The organism is Burkholderia cepacia complex sp. TUM26381 (assembly GCF_057439935.1).
The window spans coordinates 2,538,404-2,562,932 of sequence record NZ_CM172007.1; the positions used below are offsets into that span (position 1 = coordinate 2,538,404).

Genomic DNA, 24,529 nt, shown 5'->3' on the forward strand with positions numbered 1-24,529 from the left:
GACGATGACCACCGCGTTTTCCGGCGACCCCGCGTCGCAACCGACCAGACAGCGCGTGTTCGCGTTCGCGCTGATGTGCGTCGGCTTCTTCATGGCGACGCTCGACATCCAGATCGTCGCATCGTCGCTGCGCGACATCGGCGGCGGGCTTTCCGCGAGCCAGGACGAGTTGTCGTGGGTGCAGACCGCCTACCTGATCGCCGAGATCATCGTGATCCCGATGTCGGGCTGGCTGTCGAAGGTGATGTCGACGCGCTGGCTGTTCGTCGCGTCGGCCGTCGGCTTCACGATCACCAGCATGCTCTGCGGGCTCGCGTGGGACATCAACTCGATGATCCTGTTTCGCGGGCTGCAGGGCGCGCTCGGCGCCGCGATGATCCCGACCGTGTTCACCACCGCGTTCGTGCTGTTTCCGGGCAAGCAGCGGCTGATCGCGTCGACGACCATCGGCGCGCTCGCGTCGCTCGCGCCGGCGATCGGGCCCGTGATCGGCGGCTGGATCACCGATCAATGGTCGTGGCACTGGCTGTTCTACCTGAACCTCGTGCCGGGCATCGCGGTGGCTGCGCTCGTGCCGCGTTACGTGCATATCGACGAGCCCGATCTCAGCCTCATCAAGCGCGGCGACTATCTCGGCATCGCGCTGATGTCGGGCTTCCTCGGCTGCCTCGAATACGTGCTCGAAGAAGGCCCGCGCAAGAACTGGTTCGGCGACGATGCGATCGTCATCTGCGCGTGGATCTCCGGCATCTGCGGCTTCCTGTTCCTCGTGCATGCGTTGACCGCCGACGATCCGATCGTCGACCTGCGTGCCCTCGCCGTGCGCAACTTCGGAATCGGCAGCCTGCTGTCGTTCGTGACCGGCATCGGGATCTTCGTGACCGTGTTTCTCACGCCGCTGTTTCTCGCGCAGGTGCGTGCGTTCAGCTCGCTGCAAATTGGCATGGCGCTGCTGTCGGTCGGCGCGTTCCAGTTGCTCGCGCTCTGTGCGTATGCGTTCGCCGCGCGTTACTTCAGCATGCGGGCGCTGCTCGTGTTCGGGCTGATCTGTTTCGGCCTCGGCTGCTACCTGTACACGCCGATCACGCACGACTGGGGCTGGCAGGAACTGCTGCTGCCGCAGGCGTTGCGCGGCATCGGCCAGCAATTCAGCGTGCCGCCGATCGTGACGATGGCGCTCGGCTCGCTGCCGCAGTCGCGACTGAAATCGGCGAGCGGGTTGTTCAACCTGATGCGTAACCTCGGCGGTGCGATCGGCATCGCGGTGAGCGCGACGATGCTCAACGACCGACTGAATTTTCACTACCTGCGCTTGAACGAGCACGTGAGCGCCGGGGAACCGCAGATCGCGTCGCTGCTCGATCGGCAAGCTGCGTACTGGGGCTCTGTTGCCGGCAATACGCTGAATACCGCGCAGGCCGGGCTCGCGAACCTGCATCGGCTGATTTATCGCGAAGCACTGACGCTCACTTATGCCGATGCGTATTACGCGTTGTCGCTGTGCTTCGTCGTCGCGCTGCTTGCCGTCGCGTTTTCCAAACCCATTACGTTGAACGCGCCGCCGCCGGACGCGCACTGAGGCCAAGGTCATCATCATGAAAAAGCTACTTCTCGCGCTGGCTGTCAGTGCATTCGCCGCAGGGTGTGCAGTGCAGCCCGCGCAGCATCCGGCGCTGAACGAATCCGTTCAGACGCTCGCACCCACTGCGTGGGACACCGACGTGCCGCGCACGGACATCGACGCCGCCGCATGGTGGGCGCAATTCCACGACCCCGTGCTCGACAAGCTGATCGCGACCGTGCTCGACGGCAACCTCGATCTGCAGGCAGCGGCCGAACGCGTGAAGCAGGCGCAGGCGCTGACCGTGCAGAAACGCGCGGTGCTGCTGCCCGAACTCGATGCGACTGCGCATGCGGCCGACGCGCGGCAGAATACGCCGCCGCCGCTCGGGTATGTGCGGCAGGCTGGCGCGGGGCTCGCGTTGAGCTGGTCGCCCGATGTGTTCGGCGGCGAACGGCTCGATTTGCTTGCCGCTCAGGCGGAACTCGTCGGGCAAAAGCATGCGGAAGATGCGATGCGGCTCGCGCTCGCTGCCGATGCGGCATCCGCGTATGTCGATCTGCGCTGGGCGCAGCAGGAATTGAAGATCCTGCAGGACAACGCGAAGATCCGGCAGCATGCGCTCGAACTCACGCGCAAGCGGCAAGCGTTCGGGCTGTCGACCGAGCTTGACGTCACACGTGCGCAGAACCAGCTCGATGCGCTCGAAGCGCGGATTCCGCCGACGCAAGCGCAGATCTCGCATCAGCTCAATCTGATTGCCGTGTATTCGGGGCGCACGCCGGAATCGGTCGATCGGCTCGTGTTGGCGCAGGCCGGGGAGATTCCGGCGCCGCCGGTTGGTGCGCCGGGAACGCTGCCGTCGCAGGCGCTGTTGCGGCGGCCGGACGTGCTGACGGCTTATGCTCAAGTTGAACGGCGTGCGGCGCAAGTGGGCGTGGCTAAGGCAGAACGGTATCCGAAGTTTTCGTTGAATCTGACGGACGGGATTCTCGCGGCTTCGTATCTCGGGTTGCCGACGTTGACCGATAACCTGTTCAGCGCGGCGTTGAGCGCGACGAGCCCGATCTTCAACGCAGGGCGGATTACCGCGGATATCTCGCAGAGCGAAAGCCGGATGCGCGAGTCGGAACTCGGGTTACGGCAGACGATGCTGCAAGCGTTGCGGGAAGTCGAAGACTCGCGAGCGAATCTCGTCAGTTCGGATGAGGCTGCGCGGAAGCTGGGTAGCGCGCTTTCTGCGTCGGACAAGGCGCTTGGGTTGGCGAATCAGCTCTACAAGGGGGGCGCGACGGATTTTCTGGATGTGCTGTCGGCGCAGGAGGTGTATCTGCGGGATTCGGATTCGCTCAATCAGGTCAAGCGCGAGCATGCGCTGGCTGCGGTGGCGTTGTATCGGTCGCTTGGGGGTGGGTGGAGCAGGAATGAGGCGGCGGGTGGGCCGGAGGTGGAGGCTGTGGCGGAGAATTGAGCGCCGGGTTGTGCAGGGTTAGTCGGTCGTCGAATGATTTCGCTACCCCTGCACGATGTGTTCGTCGTGGAGATAGGATGATTCACTTCCTGACGTCACGGGCAGCAAAGTACAAGTCTTTGGTTTGTGCGTTCAGGAGGTACCCGCCGTGAACGTTCTGAAACGACCCGCTTCGCCCCAACCCGTCGAAATCAAAGCTCACGCAGAGATAGCGCTGACGGCCTTCTCTTGCGATGCTCCACTCCGCGAGCGACGGATTGAATGCGGCCGGCTTGATTCCGCCGTTCTTTCCAACGGGCCTGGCCGCGGACAACCGATAGAGTTTTCCAGCGTAGATCAATGCCGGTGTCGACTTCCGTTCCGCGTAGCCGACGTCGGTGCCTTCATGTTTGACGAGATAGCTTGCGTCGAAGCCGCCTGCGTAGTTGTCCTCCTGCAGAACTTCATGCGTATTGATGGCCTCGATCGCAACTGTTGGCGCGACGGACTGCGCAAGAAGGCAGCTTTTAACCAGATCTTCGTTCGGCGCAGCGGCCCTTCCTTGACAGGAAATCGCCATGGCGATCGCAACGAAACCAACTTTTTTCATCGATCCTCGCTCCCACGCATAACGTCAAAGTAATGCCGATCCTACTTCGGAAGGATCGCCCGGCCAATGCCGGCGGCGGCACACACCAGCAAAGCCGGCACAAGGCCGGCTTTGTCGTTGAAGCATATTGCTGCGCATTGTCACGAAGCCGTATGTTGCTTACGTTCGATACTGAAGCACGACCTCCAACCCGAGTTACCGATCCAGCGCCAGCTTCGCGCCGAGCCCCAGCAGGATCGTCCCCATCGCCGCATCGATCGGCTTGAGCAGTTTCGCGTCAAATTCCGTTCACATCTAACGTGAATATTCGTCGTTGGACTCATGGTGCCGCCCGCAACATACTCGGTTCACACAGTGCAATCGGTACTGCATTGACACGAAGCTGCGGCACGAGAAGCCATTGCATCCGTTCTGGATGTCTCGGTCAGATACCGGCCACCGGAATTGCGCTCTCCAGTATCGCGGCATGTTTTCAACCTCAACATACTCGGTGAAACATGATGCAAAACGTCGACTACAACAAGATTTCCATCAAGACGCCCGAAGAGATCGCGATGCTGCGGGTGGCTGGGCTCATCGCGGCACAGGTTCTGCAGGATCTCACCCCGCACATTCAGCCCGGCGTGACTTCGCGTCAGATCAACGACATCGCCTACGACCTGATCGTCAACAAGTACCACGCGGAAATCGACCGGGAAGACCTCTCCGGGTACGACTCGAGCCAGTACGCCTGTATTTCGATCGCCCACAACGAGAACGCCTTCAGTGGCGAGCCGAACGACCTGCCACTGAAGAAGGGGGATTTGTTCGGGGTGGATGTCAGCATCAAGAAGAACGGATGGTGCGGCGATACGCAACGTATGTGGATCGTTGGCGAAGAGACCAGCTCCGAGGCGCGCCTGCTGATGTCCGTCGGGTATCAGGCCATGTGTCTTGGCATCAGCCTGGTTCGCCCTGGCGCAAAACTCCAGGACATCGCACGGCGCGTTCAGGCCTATGTCGAATCCTTCGGCTTCTCCATGCTGCGCGTACCCAGCGGGACGGGCCATTCGACTGGCCAAGTCCACGCGGATGGCTGGCTGATCCCCTACTACGAGTCGTCCGTCAATGAAGGAAGGGTGCTCGAGAAGGGCATGGTCATCACGGTCGAACCGTTCATCTGTGCCGGATCGGGGGAAGGCATCCGTTTGAACAACGTGACGCGGGCCGCCCAAACCGCCGACAAGTCACTGGCCGTCTATTGGGAGCATGTGGTGGCAGTCACCGATACCGGCTGCGAGGTGCTCGACCTGCGCGAAGGCGAAGATATTCGCTTCTACGACGCGAACGCACGCGCCCATCGCTGACGCGGTGCTTGCGCGTGGCCGTCATGATTCAGCTCATGCGCGCCACCATCCCCTCCAACCATGCCGCGAACTGAAGGATGGCCGCCTGTTTGGGGTTGTCCTCACGCCAACAGAAATAGTAGGCGAGGTTGGAGGGTATTCGGGTCGATCCGACCTGCACAAGTTTTCCATCGCGCAGATATGCCCTTATCAACCGCTCCCTCAGCATCGCAATCCCTTGTCCGGCGAGCGCGGCATGGAGCAACGATGCCGCATCGTCGAACATCGGGCCGTACTTCGGGGTGGCGTCGGTGATACCTGCGGCATGAAAAAACTCCTGCCACGATCGACCGGAAAATCGTAGCAGCGGTCCTTGGTCGAGATCCCAGCCTTTCAAGGCGATCTGCCTGTCGCGAAATTCTGGCGTGCATACGGCGATCACGGAATCGTCGAACAGCTTGCGCGACTGGAAACCGTTACGCTCGATACTCTTGTGCCAGATGCCGATATCCGACTCGTGACCGTCCGGCACTTCCAGCGTGTGACGGACAGCAATCGACAAATCGAGATTCGGATGTTCGTCGTAAAACAGGTCAAGTGCAGGAATCAGCCAGACGGTCGCGAAGTCGGCCATCACGCTCAGCTTGAGCACCAGTCGCTGCTGCTGCTCCGCGTGCGTGGCCTCCAGCAACGCGAACTCGATATCGGCCAAACCCTTGCGCACCCGCTCTGCGAGACGCGTGCAGGTCGGCGTTGGAATCATCTGCGCCTGCTTGCGCGTGAACAGGGACAAATTGAGCAAGGTCTCGACCTGCCGAATCTGGTGACTGATGGCGCTATGCGTCAGGCTCAGTTCGTTCGCGGCCAACGTGAAACTCCGGCATCGTTCGGCGGTCTCGAGGGCCCGCAGGGCGGACAGATTGAGGCGAAGTCGTTCATTCATGGGAAAACGATCCAGTTCGCTCGCGCTGCCTGAAGCTCACGCCTGACTATGGCATGGGTGAGCGTGCGCGCGCAGGCCCGCAGCAGGAAGAACGCCAGCGACAGATGCACCGCGAGTTGAGTGAATGGGAAGCCCACGATGTCGCGCGCACGTAGCCCGAACCATGCAGCTTCGTGCTGGCCGACGGATTCGGCGAGCGTGGCAGTCTCGATCTTGAATTCGTCCGTGCATTGCCGTTTCGGCACTGACTTTTCTGACATCCAACCCTCCGTACAAATGGGAAATTAGCAAATTCCTGCTGTACGCGAAATCAAGGCAGCGTCAGACCGCTGCCGAATCGCTCAAGCAACTTTGCGGACTTCGCCGGCAGATCTGCCGGTTTGTGACGCATACCGCCTCGTTGGAAGCATCATCTGTGTTGAACACGAAACGCCTGACCGGCCCCGGGAATCGCTCGCAACGCGACTCCAGGCGGATGGCCAATTCCCCACTCCCAGTGGGAAATGATCCAACCAGACAGGTGTTTTTCAACGCGCCGCCTCCCCCCACACTGCGTCTGTCCGCCGGCATTTCGGCGCTTCCCGACGAGGTCAACGATGACGCAGCCACTTCTTCCCCGAGACGACACCTATGCACGCGGTCTCGCGTTGTTCGAGCGCCTGCACGGCGCGCATAGCGGCAAGGATCTCGCCGAGTCGCGCGAAACGCTCTGCCCGGATTTCCTGACGATGACGATGCAATGGGCGTTCGCCGGCGTGCTGGACCGGCCCGGGCTCGACCTCGCGACACGCGAGCTGGTCGTGATCGCCAGCTGCGTGACGCTCGGATACGCGCTGCCGCAGTTGCGCGCGCACGTCGAAGCTGCACTGGTCGCGGGCGCGACGCGTGAGCAGATCATCGAGACGATCCTGCAGACGATGTTCTATGCGGGTGGTGCCGCCGTGAACAACGCGCTAGGCGTCGTGGCCGACGTGTTCGCCGCCTCGCCGGACGCCGACGGCCTCAAGACGCCAACTCCGGAACCCCAAAATGATCGAGCGCGAACGCAATGAACGCGCGAAGTTTGGCGGGTGCACCGGTATCGCGTGCGTAGAGCAGGTAAAAATCGCGGCCGCCCGATTCGTACTCGGCCAGCAGCACGCGCAGGCGGCCGGCATCGAGATCGTCCTTGACCAGGCCGAACGGCTGCAGGATCACGCCGCCGCCGGCCAGCGCGGCCTCGCGTAGCGCAGGGCCGCTGTCCACCCGCAGCCGGTACGTGACCGGCACTTCGATCGGCCCGTCGGGCCCGTCGAATCGCCAGCGATAACGCGGCCCCCATCGCGTATGGCCGAGGCAATCGTGATTCAGCAGATCCTGCGGTGTAGCAGGCGTGCCGTGGCGGGACAAATACGCCGGCGACGCGCAGACGACCATCCGGTAGTACGACGGCAACGACCGCGCGACGAGCGACGAATCGGCCAACGGCCCGATGCGAAACGCGAGATCAATGCCATCGCCGACCGGATCGACTGCTGCATCGGTCAGCACAAGCTCGATATCGACACGCGGATACTGCGCGAGAAAGACGGCAACGGCTGGTGCGAGTTGCGTCACCCCGAACGAGATCGGTGCAGCGATGCGCAGGTGGCCGGCTGGATCGCCTCCAAGCGCCGACGCAGCGTCGTCTGCCGTCTCGACCCGGTCGAGGATGTCGCGACAGCGCTCCAGGTAAAGCGCGCCGGCCTCGGTCAGATGGTGGCGCCGCGTCGTGCGATGCAGCAGCTTCACACCAAGACGCGCCTCGAGCGCGTTCAGGTGCTTGCCGACCATGCTCGGCGACAGGCCGAGCCGCTCGGCCGCGGTGGTCAGACTGCCGGTATCGACGATCTCGACGAACACCGACATGCTTTCAAAGCGGTCCATGTTGATTTGATGGCGCGAAGAGGAATGGGGCCGGCGAGCGCGATCGCGCACGCACCGCGCCAATCTTCGCACGAATGTGCCCGCAACTCCCCCATCGCGGAAATGCGTCATCGGGCATGCCGGACAGCAAGGCAAAGGGGCCTTCCCCGTGCCTTGCTCTCGCATCCGCGATCGATGCTCGGGACTTCCCGCGCGCCGTCACACGTCAGCGCCAGCCTCGATGCCAGCCGTAGTGCGGATGCCACCATCCCCACCCGTAGTGCGGGTGATAGCGCCACGAATAGCCGGGAGCCGGCATCACGCCGACCGGCGCAACGTAGACGACGCCAGCGGGGGCAACAGCCGGCGGTTCAGCCGGGGCCACCACGCAGCCGGACAGCGATGCGCCCAGCAGCAGTGACGCGACCAGGGTGTAACAGGTTTTCGATTTCATCATGGATCATCCTAACGTCGTGGTCGGGCGCTGCAGCCAGCGGTTACTGCCAGCCCGGATGCCGTGCGCGGTAGTACTCGAGCGCAGCGGCACGCTCCTGCTCGGCTTGCCGAGCCAGTTGCTCCGCACGCGCCATGTGGCCGCCGAACTCGCCGCCGTGTTCCTGCTGGATGATGTGCATTTCCTCGATGGACCGCTGAAGATCGTGCGTGGCGGCCATCGCCTTGTTGTGAAGCTCATCGGCAAATGCGGCATTCGCCATCAAAGCGGCGCACAGAATCACGGGAATGGATTTGAGTTTCATGAGTGCAGTTTTTCCGTCTTGTCGTGAAAGGGATTGTTGCTGCAGTAGTGAACGTCCCGTCCCGACCCACTGTTGACGCTGCATCGCTCAGACTTTGTAAATCTGCATTACGCACTCGTGAGCGGGCTTTCACCCATGCGCCCGGCTTGTGATTTCCTTTCGATTCGCACTCGTGACGTCGCCCGCGACACGACCTGCGCCGCCTGTCCGACGACGAGAAGTTTTCCGTCTGAGCACCGGGCTATCTTGCCGGTTGCACGCTCGACGAGGCCGGCCTTGCGAACGAGACACGGCTCGAAAGGCGGGCGAATCCGATCGCACAGCGACATCGCCAGACTCGGCGGCAACCGGGATGGGAGTTATCAGGGGCGCAGGCCGCTTGTTCAGCGAAGCGCTCTACAGCGTCCAGGGAACGCAAGTGCCGTACTTCTTCGTGCGAAACCGGCGTCGGTATCTGATGTGGTCGTGCTATCCGGAGGCATCGAGGGGGGACACCAGTGTCCCGACTCTGTACCTCCGAACGCCGGGCTACTCAGGGAGTGAAATTGAAGACATTCCCCAATCATTCCCGATCCCGCATACCGACCCGCAGCAGTTTCGCCTTTATCTCGAGAGCCGGTGGTCGACATGCGCAGACACCGGACGTGTGCTCGCCGTTTCGAACCGCCGACAACAAACGGGCGGCCGGCTTCATCTCGACTATCGAAGCCTGCGATACAACGCCAGCCACGACGACACTCACGATGCGCTTGCGACGGTGTGCCCGAACGGGATCGCAGTGATCAGGCTGGTAGCTGGCGCGGGCCAAATGACGATTGAACCGATAGCACAGCCGATCGCTGCCTTGCTTACCGATCCAGCGCCAGCTTCGCGCCGAGCCCCAACAGGATGGTCCCCATTACCGCGTCGATCGGCTTGCGCAGTTTCGCGTAGCCCGTCTGCACGCGGTTCGTCGAGAACAGCACGGCGACCGTGCAGAACCACGTCAACGAGACGGCAACGACCACGGCCAGCGTCGCGCCATGCACCCACGCCGGTGCGTGTGCAGGCAGCAGCGTGACGAACAGACTGCCGAAGAACGCTGCGGCTTTCGGATTGGTCAACCCGACCAGCAGCCCTTTTCGAAACGCGTGCAAACCGCCGCGCACAACGGGCTGACTCGCGGATTCAGCCTGTTGCGCGGACTGACGCAGGCCCGATAGCGTCTTGATACCGAGGTAAATCAGATACGCGGCGCCGGCGATGCGAATCGCCTCATACAGCCACGCGAGCTTCGCGACGATCAGCCCGAGCCCGAAAATCGCCATCGCCGCCCAGACCGCATGCGATGACGCAATACCCAATGCAGCCAGAAGGCCCGCACGGCGATTGCCGAGCGCGTGGGACGAAACGGCGATCAGGTCGGGGCCGGGGCTGACGCACGCCAGCAACATCACGCCGCCGACTGCGGCGAGTTGGGGAAGATAGCTCATGGCGGTTCGGGTGAATTCGTCGAGAAGGAAGAAAACCGATCCAATCTGGCATGCCGATTTTCAGTGTGTATCGGACTGCGGGTAGTACGACGTGCCGGCGCGCTGCGCACTCCTCCGCGCCGCCGACACGCCCCTGCTTCTGCGAATTACAGCGGCGGACGCTTCAGCTTCACCCAGCGCTGCACCGACGCCCGCTCCCACTGCGCACGCGCATAGTCGGCGAGGCGCTGCGGCACCGGATCGTCATTCAGCACCAGACGGTTCAGCATCACCGCCAGATCGACATCGGCAATGCTCCACTCGCCGAACAGGTGTGCCGCGCCCGGCGCGAGCAGCTTGTCGGCAGCCGCGAACAGCTTCTGCGCGGCGGCCTGTGCGAGACTCGACAGCGGCTCGCTCGACGGCCCGTAGAACAGCACTTCGGTCGACCGTTCCGAGCGGATCGGCATCAGGTCGCTGCGCAGCCACGCCTGCACCTGACGCGCCCGCGCACGCTGGCGCGGCTCGGCCGGGTAGATCCGTGTGCCCGGGAATGTCTCGTCGAGATACTCGGTAATCGCCGACGATTCCGACAGCGCGAAATCGTCATGCACGAGCGTCGGCACGCGTTGCGTCAGCGACGTCGCCGCATAGTCCGGCGCGAAATGCGCGCGGTTGCCGAGATCGACGGTCACCAGTTCGTACGGCAGCGATTTTTCCTCGAGCGCGACGAAGACCGACATCGCGTAAGGGCTCGTGTATTGCGCATCCGCGTAGAGACGGAGATTACCGGTTTGCACTGCTGGCTCCTTGTGGGTGCGGAGGCCGGCGACGACGGGTTCGCGGGCCGACGGGCTCCGGGTGGGTCAATGCGGTGTGTCCGACAGATTAGCAGCGGCGGGAAAGGTGTCGTTTGCCGTTTTGTGTGTGCTGCCGCTGCGTGGTCATGCGGTGGAGGGCCAGCGATAGGAGATCACTTCGTTCAACGGGTATGCGAGTTCGCGGACTTCTTCCAGCTGGTTGCCGCCGAAAAGGTACACGTGTTCGGCGTCGTGGCGGAGGTAGAAGCCGACGTGCCCTTTCCAGCTCGTCGGGTCGTCGCGGGTCAGGATCGCGATGCAGCCGTAGACCGGGCGCTCCAACGGGCGGCCCCATTCGAGCCATGAGCGTGCGAGTGCGGAGCCGGTGCCGCGGAATCCGGCGTGTGTCATGCACCAGTTCACGAAGGACGAGCACCAGGAAATTTTGTCGTCGTAGCCGACCAGGTTCGTCTGGTTGTTGTACTCGACGATCCGCGGGTTGATGCTGCCCGGCGGGTGACGGCGGATGCCGAGTTCGGCCAGGGCGACAGGCATCCAGGGTGAGTGGGCGGTCGCTTCCGGGCTGCCCTCGGGGGTCGATCGGGTCACGGCGGTCTCGGAATTTTTGAGATGTGGGTAATCTTCGCATGAATGCGGGAAGCGGACAGCGCGATTTCGGCAAGCGTGTTTTGGCCCCACGGTCCATGTGGTCGTGACACTTGTTGACGGTGGATGTGGATGTAAGTCACGGCGTTCGAGGCAATGGCCAGGGCGGTATCGCCCCGGCGGTCAATCGCGTTCTGGAAACGCCTGCATTCCACTCGCTAGAGCCGCATCAAGCAGCCCTTGCAGGTGTTATAGCGGCGACGGTCCCCGATCAGGATCGTGATACGGCTGCTCTCGCAGCGCCAGCTGGGCGTTGTCCGGCGTGATCGTGATCTGCCGGGTGGCGTCGTTGACGTCGAGGTACACGCGATCGCCCGGCTTGAATCCGAAGATCTTGAAATTGATATCGATCGCCTTCATCCAAGGCAGGTACGGCCAGCCACGCTTGGGAAGATCCGGGTAGTTGCGCAGGACGAGTTCAAACGTCTTTTGCATGTTGACGGGTTTGTTCTTCCTGCGACGTGTCTTACTATTGGCGTCAGCCATTTTCAACTCCTGGTGTGAGTTGCTGGTGGTCAGCGGGTCGTATGGGTTGGCGCCCATGCGGCCCGCGCTTCTTTGTTGCCTTGGGTTTCCCCTTCTTTCTCCCCTCTCGCTGTGTCTTGTTGGGCAAGACGGATTTTTCGACCATCGGTGCGGAGGGAGCTGCGTTCAACTTCCGATGGCGAGAAGCAAGGCTTCATGACCAGTGTAGTTGGGCTGGCATCTCAGAAATGGGGATTTGAGGGGGAGTGGCCAAAGGGTATATAGGTCCGCTCGACATGCGGCTCCTTCGAGCGGACTGAGGCAGATGTCGTTGTTAGAGCGAGCTATTCAGGCCCGACAAAACTAACGAGTGGGGCTTGGCAACTTGCATCATTGCTTGATCGAGATCTGATCGACTTTGATCCAACGAAGCAGATGTTTACCCGATGCGTTCACGTAGTCCACGTAAGCCCACCCAGTCGGAGACTGCTTCAGTACAGTTACGACATCATTCTGGACGAGGTAGGCTCGACTTGCGGTCGTGTCGTCTGGGGCTGTGAACAGAGTCGCTTTTGCGACCGACACCGCAGCGGTCGGGCCTTCAACACCCACTCCTTGCTCTACCGGCGTACCTCCAGACGTGGCAGAGCCTTTCGAAAGCGCCGTATCCACCAGTTGCGCATCGAAGCGGGCCCCGTCCGCCTTTAGAGCCGCTGCGATTTTCCGATAGGACTCGCGATTGGCCGAGGAAAGTGGGTCACACCGCAAGAGATTGTCGGCCCCCGAAGCATCGCGCATCAGCAAGTGTGGGGGCTGTCCTGCGTTGATGGAGGTCAACTTACTGCTTGCCGAGGGACGATCTCGCGTGAGCATCATCGAAGTTTGGGAATCTGTACCCCACTGGGCACCTTGATTCGGTTGCCATCCTGCTCCGCAAATCTCTCCGGTTTGCTCGGCCGTAATGCAGCCTGTCTTTATCTCAATCATGGAACAGTACTCCCGGTTCAGTACCGCTTCCGGTTGCCCTTGCCCCGTGAACACTGTTCCCTGGTCGTTTCGCATAACGATTACATATTGACCGGAAGGAGCGATATTCCATTTGTTAGGAGGCTCCATCTGCGTTCCGCCACCGGTGCTCGACTCACCTGCTCGTGGTAGCAGGCCGAACGTCGCTCCATTCGGAAACGAGAAAACCGCTTTCTTCCAGACCCGACGGGGCAATGGATCTTGAGGGTTCGCAGCATTGCTATAGAGCACTGCTGCTCCGCCAGGCAATGCAAGGCGTAGAGTGGACTGCGGTTCTGCGCTTGCATGACCTGACCAAAGCATAGTCATCGCAAGCATAGTTCCGACACGCATGACACGCGTGCATGAGGTACTTGCCCGCAACAACGAAACACGCGGCTTCGTAAGCTCCAACGCTGACTCATCCAAAATGGCATTTCCCAAACTTGGATCAAATGTTGATAACGCTCACCATGATCGGCATGGTTCACGCCTTCCAGTGCGCCACTCATCGGGTGCCTCTCGGGCAACAGGATACTCATTTTGCTGCACCGCAAGCACAGCGATGAAAGCAACCGGGCGCGGCAGGTCGCAGAACAAGGTTCAAGCGTAACCGCCCGACAAGGCAACGGCCTACCGCTCATAACTCAGCCACCGCCGACGATCTGCTTTAGGTCAACTTCGGTCAGGGTTTCACATTCCCTTGCCTGGAGCCGATGGCCGCAGCAATGCGGCTTTGCGCAGCGACGAGTTGGTCATCCGTGGTCGCCACCAGCCACAGACGCGCCTGCTCCTCGATTTGGCGGTTGTGCTCCTTCAACGGGCCCATCGCGGCAGCGGCCTTCCAGACCACCGGGGCGATTCGGCTTTTCCTGCCTGACGGCGCGCCTACCAGCAGGCAATAAGGTCCCAGCGGGAGCGATACAAACGGCAGTGCCGGACTGGCACGCACGCGCCAGTCGATAAAGGGCGTGTCGCCGATAAGCAGCGGCATGGGCAAGCCGTGGAGCACACTGAAATCATACAGCGCCAGTTGCTCCCGCATGCCGGCGTAAATACTCCGGATGTCGTCGACAACCGCCGCGCGGATCTCGTCATCGAACATTGGTTCCTGCGCGTATCGGGCAAACGCCTTTCGAGCCTCCCGTTGATATGCGCTGAACAGGCCAATCTCCACGCAGTCCTGCACTGCGCGCTGGACATCCGCTACAGAACCGGCTTCCTCCGGCGTACCCAACTGCGCGGCCCGCAAAAACCGGGCAAGTCCAGCCTCCTGGATCGCTGGACCCTCGGCAGATGCATCGTCTTCAGCGTCCTTGCAAAGGGGCACGTAGATATATTTCTCGGCCGCGAAATGCGACTTCTTACCCTCGTCAAACCTGATTTCGCCATCAACGCAGTCCAGATAGCGAGTCCCGATTCGACCATGTTCCCAAACCCAATTTTTCAGGAGCGGGCGTAGTGGATGCAGTCTGTCGTGATCGGTCATGGAGGCCTCCAGGTTGCCCAGTATAGTTCCAAGTTGTCGATCGCTTCGTGGAGGATATGGCGATCAATCGGTCTACTACCGCCGTTGGAACCCGCGCAGCCTCAACAGCTCTGTTCAACCGGATATCCGTGGTCCCGTGCCTGCGCGCTGAGCAGCAAGTGCTCGGCCTTCGCAGGCGTTCACGTGTCGGCCGCGGTAGGTCGACTTGACGCTACCTTGCGGACGTTCGGCTGATCATCTGCACCGAACGTCTGCTGTCAAGCTCAGCGAATAGGCACTCTCGATCCACTGCAGCCACTCGCTCTACGAAATGAGCGATTCGCTGACGAAGACGTTATAAGGCATGGCTTCCGGATCCAGACTTTCAGGCATGGGTATGCCGTTTCCGCAATAGTCGATTTCGACATCGGCTAGATGACCTGACTCGTCGGCAAAGAGCAAAATCTCAATCGACCCCCAGCCTTCCGGTTCCCTCCGATCCCGGAAGTCCGCTTCAAACACCCTTCGATAGGGCTGTCCACTTGAAGCGATGGCAATGGGAGGAACTTTATCGGGCGCGACCAACGACAGGCCAAAGGTGTTGCATCCACACTCACAGAGTCTGACGATCTCTGCATTCAAGAACTGCGCGGCAAGCGCGTCTCGATTTGGAAATGGGCAGCGCTCAAGAATAAACGTAATCCAATAGGCTGCCTGGTTCAGATCGTTTGCCATATTACGTCCTAGCAACATCATCCGTAGACTTGATCCCCGCATTCGCCCTCTTGGCCCAAGCCTTCAAAAGCAAGACCGTCGTAACGAGCAGATTCACCCTCCCGCTATCCGACGTCAAGAACAGCCCATCTGGCCCGGGCGTCATCCCGTCATCGGCCACAACGCTCTGCACGACACTCCCCGCCTTCGCAGAAAACCCTTTCACGTCGACCGCGTATTTCTTATCCAGATCCGCCTGATCTTCCATCTTCGCCGCACCAACTTCTGCCGCAACCTTCTCCCGATAAGCCAGATACGACTCCGTCGGCGACCCGACACCCTTCGCCCCACCCCAACCGTCAACCTGGAAATGCGTTTCATTTCTATAAACGTCACCAAATCCCGCGCCAACATGCAAAAACGGCCACCGTGAACCCACGGCAGCCGTCCTCAGAAACGCCCCAATCCTAAATCGCGAATCAGCCTTTACTCATCCACCTTGAAAGCCGACACCAGCTTGGTCAATTCCGCCGCCTGCTGCTTCAAACTCGCCGCCGCCGCCGCGCTTTCCTCGACCAAAGCCGCATTCTGCTGCGTCATCTGATCGAGCGACTGCACCGCGTCGCCAATCTGGTCAATCCCGGCACTCTGCTCCAGGCTCGCCTCGGCAATCTCGCTCATCATCGCGCTCACGCCTTGAACCTGCGAGACAACATCACTCATCACCTTCCCGGCCTCACTCACCAGCCGCGACCCGGTATTCACCGTCCCCGCGCTGTGTTCGATCAGCGCCTTGATCTCCTTCGCCGCCTGCGCGCTGCGCTGCGCCAGATTCCGCACTTCCGACGCCACGACCGCGAACCCGCGCCCCTGCTCCCCGGCCCGCGCCGCTTCCACAGCCGCATTCAAAGCCAGAATATTCGTCTGGAACGAAATGCTGTCGATCATCACGATGATCTCGGAGATCCGCTGCGACGCGTCGCTGATCTGCTCCATCGTCGTCACGACCTCGCCCACCACCTGCCCGCCGCGCGCCGCCGTATCCGACGCGCCGTTGATCATCTTCGCGGCCGTCGTCGCCGTCTCGGTGTTGTTGCGCACCACGGCCGTGATCTCTTCCATTGACGAAGCCGTCCGCTCCAGGTTGCTCGACTGGCCTTCGGTCCGCTCGCTCAGATCCGCATTCCCCGAAGCAATCTGCGCCGATCCGGTCGCAATCGAAGCCGACGCCGCACGAATCCGGTGAACCAGCGTCGACAGCGACGACACGAACCGGTTGAACGCATCCGACAACTGCCCGATCTCGTCCTGGCTCTCGACCGTCATGCGGCGCGTCAGGTCGCCCTGGCCGCTGGCGATCTCCGACAGCAGCGTTGCCGCGCGGCGGATCGGCGCGGCAATCGCGCGACCCACCAGCCAGATCACGAGCAGCGCAACCCCGAGCCCCACTACCGCCGCAACCAGCGCCGCGCTGCGGATCGCGCGCGTCACCGGCCCGAGCAACTCGGCCTGCGGCACCTCGACGACGACATACGCATTCAGCTCCGGAATGAACGACGTCGCGATGAAGCGCGCGCCGCCGTCACCCTCGTAGCTCAGGTACGCATACGGCTTGCCGGCGAGCAGCGTCGACGACGCATCGCCCGGCAAGCCCTGCTCATCCTTCAGGAAATGCTTGCCGTCGATCAGCGACGTATCGCGATGCATCATGATCGCGCCGTCGGGACGCACGAGATACGCGAACCCGGTCTCGCCGATCCGGTAGGCCGAAATGCCCTTCGCGAGCGCATCGACGGACAGGCTCATGCACGCCGCGCCGATCGGCACGCCGTCGATCTCTACACGGCTGTTGATGAACATCATGTAGCCGCCGACGGTCACCTCGCGATCCATGTTCACATCGAACGCCTTGCCGGACGACAGGAAGCTGGTCAGCCACTGATCCTTGTCGGTCACCTTCCGCTGCAGGCCGGCTTCGGTGTAGTAGTTGCCGCTCTTGACCGACACCCACTGCACGGACGCCGCCTTCTGCTCGTCCTTCACGTTCTTCGCCAGCTGGATCCAGTTGCGCGTGCCGGCATCGGGTTCGCCGTCGGCTTCCCATTGCAGCACGAACGCATCGCGCGCGAGGATGCGCGACGCGGCGATCGGGCCGGCCATCTGGCGCTGCACGTCGGCGCGGATGCCGTTCACGGCCGTCGGCAGCTCTTCGCGGACGACGCGATCGCGCACCGCGTTGCCGATCAGACGGACGCTGAGCCCGCTCGAAATCGCGACGAACACGAGCAGGCAACTCGTCATGCTGAGAATCAGCTTGTTCTGAATGGAAAGCTTGCGCCAGAAATGCATGGGGAACCCTCGATAACCGCTCGATCTGAGCCAGTTTGAGTTATCGGCATGCACGCGCAGAACCGCATCGCTGATTTTAGATGCCCATCATATGAAAATCGATATATCCCGGTGCTATCGGGATTTGTGCTGCTTATTTTGATGATTCCTGTGATTCGGCAGCGCAGGGCATCTTCGCGCACCGATTGACGTCGGATGTGGCGGCTGGCTTCGCACCGTCGCTAGCAGGCAAAAGCGTGAGCCGGTATTCATACACGGCAACAGCAAGCTTGAATCCGACCGCAACGGTCACCGTCAGAACCAGAAACGAGGCAATGCCCACCTGTACCAACGAGAACATCGCTTCGTCGGGGATTGCGGCATCGACTTTATCGAGCAACCGCGTCAGCTCGTCGCGCCCGGCGTCCTGAATCGTAGCCAGCAACGGGCGCACGCGCTCTTGCATCTCGGCCACCGCCGCTCGTCGCTGAATAGGATCGGTTTCCTTCTCGATGTTTTCGATCATCTGACGCGGGAGCCAGCGAGTCGTGCAGATGTCGGCGGTCACACCCATACGGCACGTCTGTTCCGTCAGCACTCGGATCTGTGTCAGATCCGCTGCGATCTCGTCGTGACCGGGCCGCAGGAATCTTGCGTCGAACGACGTATAGGCCCCCATCAGCGAAAATACAGCGCTGAGCACCGACATCGCTGCGAATACTTCACCGATCATCTTGTACTTGCTACGCTTTCTTTCGACCAGATTCTTGAGCCGGCTCTTCTCCTTGTCCGGCGTGCCCTCTGGAAACTCCCGACTGGCCGCGTACGCCGCCATCAGCGACCGATGCCGCATGAATCCGATCAACGCCAAATATCCCAGTGCCAGTGGCAACGGCACCCAGCGCCACTGGCGCAACCATAAGTAATCGCGATGTGTGGCCATCCACGGCCCCAGCCAGTAATGGCAGGCCAATGCAATCGCCAACGCGAGCACAACCGTTTGGATGATCAGGTTTTTCAGCGACAAATCGGCTGTCGACAAACGCATCAACAGCTGGACAAAACCGCGAGCACTTCGCTCGCCTTTGCCATCCGCAACGGCCCCGGCATTATTCTCGGTCGACATCTACACAATCCCTCAGGTTCTATTCTTGGACGAACGCGAGCAATCCGGTCAGTACGCAACGAAGATCGTGACACGCCGGTTTCGGGCTCTTGAAGCCGCATCGTCACCCGCGACGAGCGGCTGCGTATCGGCCCGGCCGATCGCCGCCAGCCGATGTGGTGCAACTCCGCGCTCGGTCAGGTAGCGCACGACACTCCCCGCTCGCGCCGACGACAGCTCCCAGTTCGATTCGTATTTCGCGTTCGCGATCGGTACGCTGTCCGTGTGGCCTTCGACGAGGATGTCGCCGGTCGCATGATCGCTCAGCGCCTGCGCAATCTGGTTCAGCACCGGCGACGAATCGGGCAGCAAGCGCGCATCGCCGACATTGAACAGGATCTTCGCATCGATCCCGATCTCGACGCCGTGCGGCGCCTTCACCAACGAAATCCGGCCATTCGACTTCAACGAATCGAGCAGTGCGAGCCACGGCGGCGCATGGCCGGGCGTTACCGAATCGGCAGCGCTCGCAGCACCACCAGCCTGCCGTGCAAGCGTCTGGTACCGCGCATCGAGTGCGTTGTATTTCGCGAGCTGCAGCACATACAGCGCGAGAAACAGCACCATCAGCGTCGTGATGAGATCCGCGTACGAAATCAGCCAGCGCCCGGACTGCGCGCCTTCGAGTTCGTCATCGTCGCGATCGGCAGCGGATGCGCCGTCAGTTCGAGCTGTCATACGGTCGAGCATCCCGGTTCGTCATACGGCGCTGGCACCTGAACAAGCACACGCGCATCAAGCCAGCGATTCCGCCGCACGTCCGCGCACATCGCCGGTCAATCGCGTTTCGATCGTATGCGGCGACTCCTTGCGCGAAATCGCGAGCAAGCCGTCGAGATACAGCTTGCGGAATCGCATCTCGCTGTCGATCTGCGCGCGCAGCTTGCCGTACAGCGGCAGGAACACGAGGTTCGCAAATGCGAGGCCGTACAGCGTCGCGACGAACGCAACCGCGATGCCCGGCCCGAGCTGCGCCGGTTCGAGAATATGGCTCGTCACCTGCACGAGCCCGAGCACCGAGCCGAGAATGCCGAACGTCGGCGCATAGCCGCCGGCCTGCTGCCACACGCGCACGGCCGCGAGGCGGCTGCGCTCGTACGCATCGAGTTCGCGCTGCAACGCATCCTCGAGCACGGCAGTCGACACGCCGTTCGCCAGCAGTTCGAGCCCGCGGCGCGCGAACGGATGAATCCCGCTCACGTCCATCGATTCGAACGCAAGCAGCCCGTCGACTTTCGCGCGATCGCCCCATTCGAGCAGGTCGGACAGGTTCTTGCGATCGACCTCGCGTGCGCGCACGAACGCGAGCCGCAGTTGCTTCACCGCGTCGAAGAAGCGTGCCCACGTGTTCTGGATCATCACCGCGCCGAGCGTGCCGCCGAGCACGATCACGAGCGCCTCGAACTGGAACAGCATCGAGAAATGCCCGCCTTCCAGCGCGAAACCGAACACGATCGCCGCGCCGCCGAGCACCACACCGGCCAGGGTCAACAGATCCATACGCGCCTCCGTCTCACGCATCCGATGCCGATGTCGACGCCACCGGCGCCACGCCCGCAGCAGGCGCCTTCGCCGCACGCACGGCATCCAGCACGCGCTGCTCGATCTCCTCGACTTCGACCGGATCGAGCTTGAGTTCGCGACGCATCACCCACGACACCTCGTTGCGGCGCGCCTCGGTCATCACGGAAAACAGCTTGTCGGCCACCGCGCGATCGTCGAGATTCGCGATCAGCTTCGCCAGGTCGTACGTATCGAACGCACTGATCACGTCGAACAGCGTGCGCTGGTCGACCCACACGAGATCTTCCAGCGCGCGCACGTCGCCGCCGCGACGCCCGTTGCGCCGCGAAAAGTACGCAACGCCCTTTTGCTCGACGTAGCTGAGCACCTTCGATTTGCGGAACGCGAACACTTCGTCGGCAATCTCGCCGTTCGACAGCTTGTTGAGCAGCAGCGTCTTTTCGACACCGATCAGCGATTCGAGATCGGCGAGTTCGATGAGTTCGAGTTCGCTGTTGATCGACAGGTCGAGATCGTGATCGGCGACCTGCTGCGCGCGATCGATTACGCGCGCCGCATCGAAGGTGACGACCTGGCGCGCATCCGACGAAGCCGCATAGTCGGCTGCGCCGCCGGCGAGGTCGGCCTGCGCGGCTTCGATCGTGACGAGATTGAGCTTCTCCATGCGTCGCAGCATCGCGAGCACGTGCGGTCGCGAATGGCCGGCAATCGCGCGGCATTTGCGGATCACTTCGGCAAGCGGCACCGACGTCTCGGCCGCATGCGCCTGCATCGGTCGCCGCGCCCAGGCATCGCCCGCTTCGCGCGCGTCGGCACCCGCCATCAGCGACAGCACATGCGCGTACGACAGCACGCCCGGCATGAAGTCCGCGTGCGTATAGGTGGCAAGCTGGTCGTCCTTGCGCTTCACGCGCCGAATCATCGTCCGCACGATGTGGCGCAGCAGCGCGGACACGCGCTCGATTTCCTCGTCGAGCATTCCGGCCGGCACGACCGTGAGCTGACAGAATGAAAGCGCCTTCGCGGTATGTGCGCGCGGCTCGGCGGCAAGCAGCGCGGATTCACCGAAGAACTCGCCGCGGCCGAGCGTCGCGACGATCACGCGCTTGTCGTCGCATCGCGTGGACAGCTCGACCTTGCCGTCGGTAATCAGAAAGATGACGGGCTCGCCGGCGAAGCCCTCGGAATAAATGATTTCCCCGGGCGCCGCCGTACGCGTCCACGATTGCTGACGATTCAAGTCGATTCCCCTGCTGCGCTGGTTATTGCGGACTGCGCGTCGCACATCGAAAGCATGCGATCGCGAGTCATCCCCGTGACTCGTTTACGTCATCGGGCTCAACATCCTTTAGGGAATTCATGCTCGGTTCGAACCGAAATCAAGGTAAAACGTTTGCGGGTTGCGCGAGCGCATCGAACGTTCGTTTCGTCCCGTGCACCTGTAGTGAAATTGAAAGCGTGCCGCGATCGCACGCGTCAGAACTCCATGTCGAGTTCGTCGATGTCTTCATGCTCGGCCTTCGCCGCCTCGATCCACTCCGCGACGAACGGATGCGCGAGCACGCGCATGCAGTACTCCGCGACGTCCGGTTCGAGCTTCACGTCGTACGTCAGGAAGCGCGTGACGACCGGCGCGTACATCGCATCGGCAATGCCGATCTCCGCGCCGAACAACCAGGGCCCGCCGTATGCGGCCAGGCACTCGCGCCAGATCGTGACGATCCGCTGGATGTCGTGCTGCGCGCGCGACCAGATCCGGAAGCCGGGGAAATGCGCGCGCAGGTTCATCGGCAGCGCCGATCGCAACGCGCTGAACCCGGAATGCATCTCGCCGCAGATCGACCGGCAATGCGCACGCGCGTGCCGGTCGTCGGGCAGCAGCCGCGCCTGCGGCCGGATCTCGTTCAGGTATTCGGCGATCGCGAGCGTATCCCACACCGTGCTGCCGTCGTGGGTCAGGCACGGCACGAGGATCGACGGCGACAGCAGCAGCAATTCCGCTCGCGACGCGGCATCGATCGGCACGCTGACCGTCTCGAACGCGAGCCCGCTCAGTTTCGCGAGCAGCCAGCCGCGCATCGACCACGACGAGTAATTGCGGCTGCTGATGGTCAGCGTCGTCTGTCCGGTGGATTCCATGTCGCTCCCCTGCTGATTGCCGTTCGTACCCCTGCACCGATAACGGACGCGTCACGCCGCTACCCGCACCATGCCGGTGCGGCGCATTCGCCGAACTGGCGCAGCGCCGCACATTGGCGCGGCACGCATCGCACGCGAGACCGGCGCGGCAACGCGTCGCCTGCGTCCATCCGTCGTCACGTGCCGCCCGCGCGCCGCGCTCCCGAACCGCGTGCAACGCGCGTGCCAGCCGCACGCTGGCACACGGCTTGCCTCGTTCCTTGCAACGCGGCGCAACGAGCGACGGTCATGACTCTGCTTGCCTATCCGTTTTATCAATGGTCTGCCGAATGCCTGCGCCCGGCGCGTGCGTGGGCGGCCGCCACGCGCGCGACGATGTCGCTGTGGCCGCCCGCCACGTCGACGCCGACCGGCCGCATGCTCGACGCGCTGTGCGAACTGCTCGAATGCTGCGCGTTCTCGCATCGGCGTCCGCCGTTCGGGATCGAATCGATCGTCGTCGACGGCGACACGGTGCCGATCGTCGAGGAAGCGGCAGCGGCCACGCCGTTCGCTACGCTGCTGCATTTCCGCAAGGCTCGGCCGGTCGTGCGCCAGCCGCGCGTGCTGATCGTCGCGCCGATGTCGGGGCACTTCGCGACGCTGCTGCGCGGCACCGTGCACACGATGCTGGCCGACCACGACGTGTACATCACCGACTGGCACAACCCGCGCGACATTCCGCTGACGGCCGGACGCTTCGGCTTCGACGAATACGTTGCGCACGTGATCGACTTCATCCGCCAGATCGGCCCCGACGCGCACGTGCTCGCGATCTGTCAGCCGACCGTCGCCGCGCTCGCGGCGGTCGCGCTGATGGCGGCCGGCGGCGATCCGGCTCAGCCCGCGAGCCTGACGCTGATGGCCGGCCCGATCGACTGCCGCGTGAATCCGACGAAGGTCAACGCGCTCGCGACGAGCCAGCCGATCGAATGGTTCGCGCATCACCTGATCAGCGTCGTGCCGGCGGGTTTCGTCGGCGCGCAGCGATGTGTGTATCCGGGCTTCGTGCAGGTCGGCGCGTTCATGTCGATGAATCCGGACCGGCACGCGGCGTCGTTCGCCGATCTGTATTACGAGCGCGCGAAAGGCGATCCCACGAAGGCCGACACATTGCGGCACTTCTACGACGAATACTTCGCGACGGCCGACCTCACCGCGGAGTTCTACCTGGAAACGGTCGAGAAGGTGTTTCAGCAATACGCGCTCGCGCGCGGCGAGCTGACGGTCGGCGACAGGCTCGTCGAGCCGGCGGCGATTCATCGCACTGCGCTGTTGACGATCGAAGGCGAAAAAGACGATATCTGCGCGGTAGGCCAGACAGTGGCCGCGCAGGAACTGTGTTCGGGGTTACCGCCGTATCTGAAGACGCACCACGTACAGACGGGTGTGGGGCACTACGGCGTGTTCAACGGCAGCCGGTGGGAAACGCAGATCTATCCGATCGTGCGGGCGACGATCCATGACAACGAGCCGTACGATCGCACCGCGAATGCGGAAGGCGGCACGAGCGGCACCCACTACGTGACGCTGCGCGCCCTGCTCGATGCGCGCGCAACCGGAAGCGATGCGGCGACTGACACGCGATCGCATCACGCGCACTGAGCGTGCGCAGCGTTGCAAATAAATCGCCCCGCCGAAGAGGCGGGGCGACGGTTGCCGCTGCGTTCGGGCGACACGCGAGCGAATGCTCGCGCGCGCCGGCCCTGCGCGTTACGAGCAAGCCTTGCCGTGCGACGCGTGGTAGCCCTTCGCCTTCGCGTCGGCTTCCGACATGTAGCTGCCGTGCTTCGTCTTGCCGTAGTACTTGTCGGTCGAGCAGTGATAGACCTTCGTGCTGTCGTTCGCCCACACCTTGCCCGGGCCGCCGCCCGGCGCTGCGGCTGCCGTCGTCGCGGCGGCGCTCTTCGCGGGAGCGGTGCCCGATGCCGGCGCAGCCGAAGCCGCCGTAGCCGGTGCTGCGGCCGGTGCGCTCGCCGCGGCTGCAGCCGACGCGCCGTACCACGTCTTCACCCCCTTGTGGCCTGCACACGCGCCCTTCTTCGACGCGCCCGAGTAGAACGAGCCGTCCTTGCACAGACCGGTCGTGCCGGCCGGCGCGCTGGCCGGAACCTGCGCGAACGCACCGATCGACATACCCATGCCGGCGACCAGCGCGGCGATCAACATCGTCTTGTTCATGATCCTCTCCTGATTTGCCTGAATGATGAAAGCGTCCGGGTCATCCCCGGGAA

Annotated in this window: 26 protein-coding genes; 5 read left to right on the forward strand and 21 right to left on the reverse strand. The window is 62.5% G+C overall.

Going from position 1 to position 24,529, the window contains the following annotated elements:
• The first annotated feature begins 4 nt into the window (after nucleotides 1–4).
• Nucleotides 5–1,579, forward strand: coding sequence for a DHA2 family efflux MFS transporter permease subunit (locus tag ACWMMN_RS28020; protein ID WP_059237412.1), 1,575 nt, complete (start codon nucleotides 5–7; stop codon nucleotides 1,577–1,579).
• Nucleotides 1,580–1,595: 16 nt separating this feature from the next.
• Entirely contained in the window at nucleotides 1,596–3,032 is a 1,437-nt protein-coding gene (locus ACWMMN_RS28025; RefSeq protein WP_486423432.1) for an efflux transporter outer membrane subunit, read from the forward strand.
• 82 nt (nucleotides 3,033–3,114) lie between these two features.
• On the opposite strand, the gene ACWMMN_RS28030 is transcribed toward ACWMMN_RS28025, so the two are convergent.
• Complete coding sequence (locus tag ACWMMN_RS28030; protein ID WP_174993098.1) at nucleotides 3,115–3,621, reverse strand: hypothetical protein; 507 nt, start codon at nucleotides 3,619–3,621, stop codon at nucleotides 3,115–3,117.
• Nucleotides 3,622–4,121: 500 nt separating this feature from the next.
• Between ACWMMN_RS28030 and ACWMMN_RS28035 the strand changes: the two genes are divergently transcribed.
• Complete coding sequence (locus tag ACWMMN_RS28035; RefSeq protein WP_486423433.1) at nucleotides 4,122–4,967, forward strand: M24 family metallopeptidase; 846 nt, start codon at nucleotides 4,122–4,124, stop codon at nucleotides 4,965–4,967.
• A gap of 28 nt (nucleotides 4,968–4,995) precedes the next feature.
• Here ACWMMN_RS28035 and ACWMMN_RS28040 read toward each other — a convergent pair whose 3' ends face one another.
• Together ACWMMN_RS28040 and ACWMMN_RS28045 are read right to left on the reverse strand one after the other, a co-directional pair.
• Entirely contained in the window at nucleotides 4,996–5,889 is an 894-nt protein-coding gene (locus tag ACWMMN_RS28040; protein ID WP_486423434.1) for a LysR substrate-binding domain-containing protein, read from the reverse strand.
• Nucleotides 5,886–6,149 carry a hypothetical protein gene (locus ACWMMN_RS28045; RefSeq protein ID WP_486424117.1) on the reverse strand — a complete coding sequence of 88 codons (264 nt, stop codon included), beginning with the start codon at nucleotides 6,147–6,149 and terminating at the stop codon, nucleotides 5,886–5,888. The genes ACWMMN_RS28040 and ACWMMN_RS28045 overlap by 4 nt, the downstream gene beginning before the upstream one ends.
• Nucleotides 6,150–6,485: 336 nt before the next feature.
• Between ACWMMN_RS28045 and ACWMMN_RS28050 the strand changes: the two genes are divergently transcribed.
• A complete protein-coding gene (locus ACWMMN_RS28050) occupies nucleotides 6,486–6,941 on the forward strand; it encodes a carboxymuconolactone decarboxylase family protein (RefSeq protein WP_342705841.1) in 456 nt (151 codons plus the stop codon).
• On the opposite strand, the gene ACWMMN_RS28055 is transcribed toward ACWMMN_RS28050, so the two are convergent.
• From ACWMMN_RS28055 to ACWMMN_RS28135, 17 genes are all read right to left on the reverse strand, one after another.
• Nucleotides 6,892–7,959: a LysR family transcriptional regulator gene (locus ACWMMN_RS28055; protein ID WP_486423435.1), complete on the reverse strand. Its 1,068-nt coding sequence runs from the start codon at nucleotides 7,957–7,959 to the stop codon at nucleotides 6,892–6,894. The two genes, ACWMMN_RS28050 and ACWMMN_RS28055, sit on opposite strands and share 50 nt — an antisense overlap.
• 40 nt (nucleotides 7,960–7,999) lie before the next feature.
• On the reverse strand, nucleotides 8,000–8,227 hold the full coding sequence (locus ACWMMN_RS28060) for a hypothetical protein (protein ID WP_011355943.1): 228 nt from the start codon (nucleotides 8,225–8,227) through the stop codon (nucleotides 8,000–8,002).
• A gap of 43 nt (nucleotides 8,228–8,270) precedes the next feature.
• A complete protein-coding gene (locus ACWMMN_RS28065) occupies nucleotides 8,271–8,531 on the reverse strand; it encodes a hypothetical protein (protein WP_155627214.1) in 261 nt (86 codons plus the stop codon).
• Nucleotides 8,532–9,379: 848 nt separating this feature from the next.
• Nucleotides 9,380–10,003: a LysE family transporter gene (locus tag ACWMMN_RS28070; RefSeq protein ID WP_486423436.1), complete on the reverse strand. Its 624-nt coding sequence runs from the start codon at nucleotides 10,001–10,003 to the stop codon at nucleotides 9,380–9,382.
• A gap of 146 nt (nucleotides 10,004–10,149) precedes the next feature.
• A complete protein-coding gene (gene yfcF / locus ACWMMN_RS28075) occupies nucleotides 10,150–10,782 on the reverse strand; it encodes a glutathione transferase (RefSeq protein WP_081051937.1) in 633 nt (210 codons plus the stop codon).
• Nucleotides 10,783–10,926: 144 nt separating this feature from the next.
• Nucleotides 10,927–11,337 (reverse strand): TIGR02594 family protein, encoded by a 411-nt coding sequence (locus ACWMMN_RS28080; RefSeq protein ID WP_340625751.1) that lies wholly within the window; start codon nucleotides 11,335–11,337, stop codon nucleotides 10,927–10,929.
• A 300-nt stretch (nucleotides 11,338–11,637) separates the two neighbouring features.
• Nucleotides 11,638–11,934 (reverse strand): hypothetical protein, encoded by a 297-nt coding sequence (locus ACWMMN_RS28085; RefSeq protein WP_174993135.1) that lies wholly within the window; start codon nucleotides 11,932–11,934, stop codon nucleotides 11,638–11,640.
• Nucleotides 11,935–12,303: 369 nt separating this feature from the next.
• A complete protein-coding gene (locus ACWMMN_RS28090) occupies nucleotides 12,304–13,170 on the reverse strand; it encodes a hypothetical protein (RefSeq protein ID WP_174993093.1) in 867 nt (288 codons plus the stop codon).
• Between the two features lie 433 nt (nucleotides 13,171–13,603).
• Entirely contained in the window at nucleotides 13,604–14,407 is an 804-nt protein-coding gene (locus tag ACWMMN_RS28095) for a hypothetical protein (RefSeq protein ID WP_174993092.1), read from the reverse strand.
• A 303-nt stretch (nucleotides 14,408–14,710) separates the two neighbouring features.
• Nucleotides 14,711–15,121 (reverse strand): hypothetical protein, encoded by a 411-nt coding sequence (locus ACWMMN_RS28100; protein WP_174993057.1) that lies wholly within the window; start codon nucleotides 15,119–15,121, stop codon nucleotides 14,711–14,713.
• A gap of 1 nt (nucleotide 15,122) precedes the next feature.
• Nucleotides 15,123–15,539, reverse strand: a complete 417-nt coding sequence (locus ACWMMN_RS28105) for a hypothetical protein (RefSeq protein WP_174993091.1) — start codon at nucleotides 15,537–15,539, stop codon at nucleotides 15,123–15,125.
• 47 nt (nucleotides 15,540–15,586) lie between these two features.
• Nucleotides 15,587–17,449, reverse strand: a complete 1,863-nt coding sequence (locus ACWMMN_RS28110; protein ID WP_486423437.1) for a methyl-accepting chemotaxis protein — start codon at nucleotides 17,447–17,449, stop codon at nucleotides 15,587–15,589.
• A 133-nt stretch (nucleotides 17,450–17,582) separates the two neighbouring features.
• A complete protein-coding gene (locus tag ACWMMN_RS28115) occupies nucleotides 17,583–18,554 on the reverse strand; it encodes a hypothetical protein (RefSeq protein WP_174993089.1) in 972 nt (323 codons plus the stop codon).
• Nucleotides 18,555–18,602: 48 nt separating this feature from the next.
• Nucleotides 18,603–19,271 carry an OmpA/MotB family protein gene (locus ACWMMN_RS28120; RefSeq protein WP_174993088.1) on the reverse strand — a complete coding sequence of 223 codons (669 nt, stop codon included), beginning with the start codon at nucleotides 19,269–19,271 and terminating at the stop codon, nucleotides 18,603–18,605.
• Nucleotides 19,272–19,328: 57 nt separating this feature from the next.
• Nucleotides 19,329–20,093 carry a flagellar motor protein gene (locus tag ACWMMN_RS28125; protein WP_059237425.1) on the reverse strand — a complete coding sequence of 255 codons (765 nt, stop codon included), beginning with the start codon at nucleotides 20,091–20,093 and terminating at the stop codon, nucleotides 19,329–19,331.
• A 13-nt stretch (nucleotides 20,094–20,106) separates the two neighbouring features.
• Nucleotides 20,107–21,357, reverse strand: coding sequence for a Crp/Fnr family transcriptional regulator (locus ACWMMN_RS28130; RefSeq protein ID WP_059237426.1), 1,251 nt, complete (start codon nucleotides 21,355–21,357; stop codon nucleotides 20,107–20,109).
• Nucleotides 21,358–21,593: 236 nt separating this feature from the next.
• Nucleotides 21,594–22,256 carry a glutathione S-transferase family protein gene (locus ACWMMN_RS28135; protein ID WP_059237427.1) on the reverse strand — a complete coding sequence of 221 codons (663 nt, stop codon included), beginning with the start codon at nucleotides 22,254–22,256 and terminating at the stop codon, nucleotides 21,594–21,596.
• A 288-nt stretch (nucleotides 22,257–22,544) separates the two neighbouring features.
• On the opposite strand from ACWMMN_RS28135, the gene ACWMMN_RS28140 reads away from it, so the two are divergent.
• Nucleotides 22,545–23,900: a polyhydroxyalkanoate depolymerase gene (locus ACWMMN_RS28140; RefSeq protein WP_486423438.1), complete on the forward strand. Its 1,356-nt coding sequence runs from the start codon at nucleotides 22,545–22,547 to the stop codon at nucleotides 23,898–23,900.
• Nucleotides 23,901–24,008: 108 nt separating this feature from the next.
• Here ACWMMN_RS28140 and ACWMMN_RS28145 read toward each other — a convergent pair whose 3' ends face one another.
• On the reverse strand, nucleotides 24,009–24,476 hold the full coding sequence (locus ACWMMN_RS28145) for a DUF3761 domain-containing protein (protein WP_059237429.1): 468 nt from the start codon (nucleotides 24,474–24,476) through the stop codon (nucleotides 24,009–24,011).
• Nucleotides 24,477–24,529: the final 53 nt, after the last annotated feature.

Excerpts from the sequence above, each read along its gene's own strand:
- ACWMMN_RS28020 (WP_059237412.1), top strand. The coding sequence starts at position 5 with ATGACCACCGCGTTTTCCGGCGACCCCGCGTCGCAACCGACCAGACAG.
- ACWMMN_RS28025 (WP_486423432.1), top strand. The coding sequence starts at position 1,596 with ATGAAAAAGCTACTTCTCGCGCTGGCTGTCAGTGCATTCGCCGCAGGG.
- ACWMMN_RS28030 (WP_174993098.1), bottom strand. The coding sequence starts at position 3,621 with ATGAAAAAAGTTGGTTTCGTTGCGATCGCCATGGCGATTTCCTGTCAA.
- ACWMMN_RS28035 (WP_486423433.1), top strand. The coding sequence starts at position 4,122 with ATGCAAAACGTCGACTACAACAAGATTTCCATCAAGACGCCCGAAGAG.
- ACWMMN_RS28040 (WP_486423434.1), bottom strand. The coding sequence starts at position 5,889 with ATGAATGAACGACTTCGCCTCAATCTGTCCGCCCTGCGGGCCCTCGAG.
- ACWMMN_RS28045 (WP_486424117.1), bottom strand. The coding sequence starts at position 6,149 with ATGTCAGAAAAGTCAGTGCCGAAACGGCAATGCACGGACGAATTCAAG.
- ACWMMN_RS28050 (WP_342705841.1), top strand. The coding sequence starts at position 6,486 with ATGACGCAGCCACTTCTTCCCCGAGACGACACCTATGCACGCGGTCTC.
- ACWMMN_RS28055 (WP_486423435.1), bottom strand. The coding sequence starts at position 7,959 with ATGCGAGAGCAAGGCACGGGGAAGGCCCCTTTGCCTTGCTGTCCGGCA.
- ACWMMN_RS28060 (WP_011355943.1), bottom strand. The coding sequence starts at position 8,227 with ATGAAATCGAAAACCTGTTACACCCTGGTCGCGTCACTGCTGCTGGGC.
- ACWMMN_RS28065 (WP_155627214.1), bottom strand. The coding sequence starts at position 8,531 with ATGAAACTCAAATCCATTCCCGTGATTCTGTGCGCCGCTTTGATGGCG.
- ACWMMN_RS28070 (WP_486423436.1), bottom strand. The coding sequence starts at position 10,003 with ATGAGCTATCTTCCCCAACTCGCCGCAGTCGGCGGCGTGATGTTGCTG.
- ACWMMN_RS28080 (WP_340625751.1), bottom strand. The coding sequence starts at position 11,337 with ATGCCTGTCGCCCTGGCCGAACTCGGCATCCGCCGTCACCCGCCGGGC.
- ACWMMN_RS28085 (WP_174993135.1), bottom strand. The coding sequence starts at position 11,934 with ATGGCTGACGCCAATAGTAAGACACGTCGCAGGAAGAACAAACCCGTC.
- ACWMMN_RS28095 (WP_174993092.1), bottom strand. The coding sequence starts at position 14,407 with ATGACCGATCACGACAGACTGCATCCACTACGCCCGCTCCTGAAAAAT.
- ACWMMN_RS28100 (WP_174993057.1), bottom strand. The coding sequence starts at position 15,121 with ATGGCAAACGATCTGAACCAGGCAGCCTATTGGATTACGTTTATTCTT.
- ACWMMN_RS28110 (WP_486423437.1), bottom strand. The coding sequence starts at position 17,449 with ATGCATTTCTGGCGCAAGCTTTCCATTCAGAACAAGCTGATTCTCAGC.
- ACWMMN_RS28115 (WP_174993089.1), bottom strand. The coding sequence starts at position 18,554 with ATGTCGACCGAGAATAATGCCGGGGCCGTTGCGGATGGCAAAGGCGAG.
- ACWMMN_RS28120 (WP_174993088.1), bottom strand. The coding sequence starts at position 19,271 with ATGACAGCTCGAACTGACGGCGCATCCGCTGCCGATCGCGACGATGAC.
- ACWMMN_RS28125 (WP_059237425.1), bottom strand. The coding sequence starts at position 20,093 with ATGGATCTGTTGACCCTGGCCGGTGTGGTGCTCGGCGGCGCGGCGATC.
- ACWMMN_RS28135 (WP_059237427.1), bottom strand. The coding sequence starts at position 22,256 with ATGGAATCCACCGGACAGACGACGCTGACCATCAGCAGCCGCAATTAC.
- ACWMMN_RS28140 (WP_486423438.1), top strand. The coding sequence starts at position 22,545 with ATGACTCTGCTTGCCTATCCGTTTTATCAATGGTCTGCCGAATGCCTG.
- ACWMMN_RS28145 (WP_059237429.1), bottom strand. The coding sequence starts at position 24,476 with ATGAACAAGACGATGTTGATCGCCGCGCTGGTCGCCGGCATGGGTATG.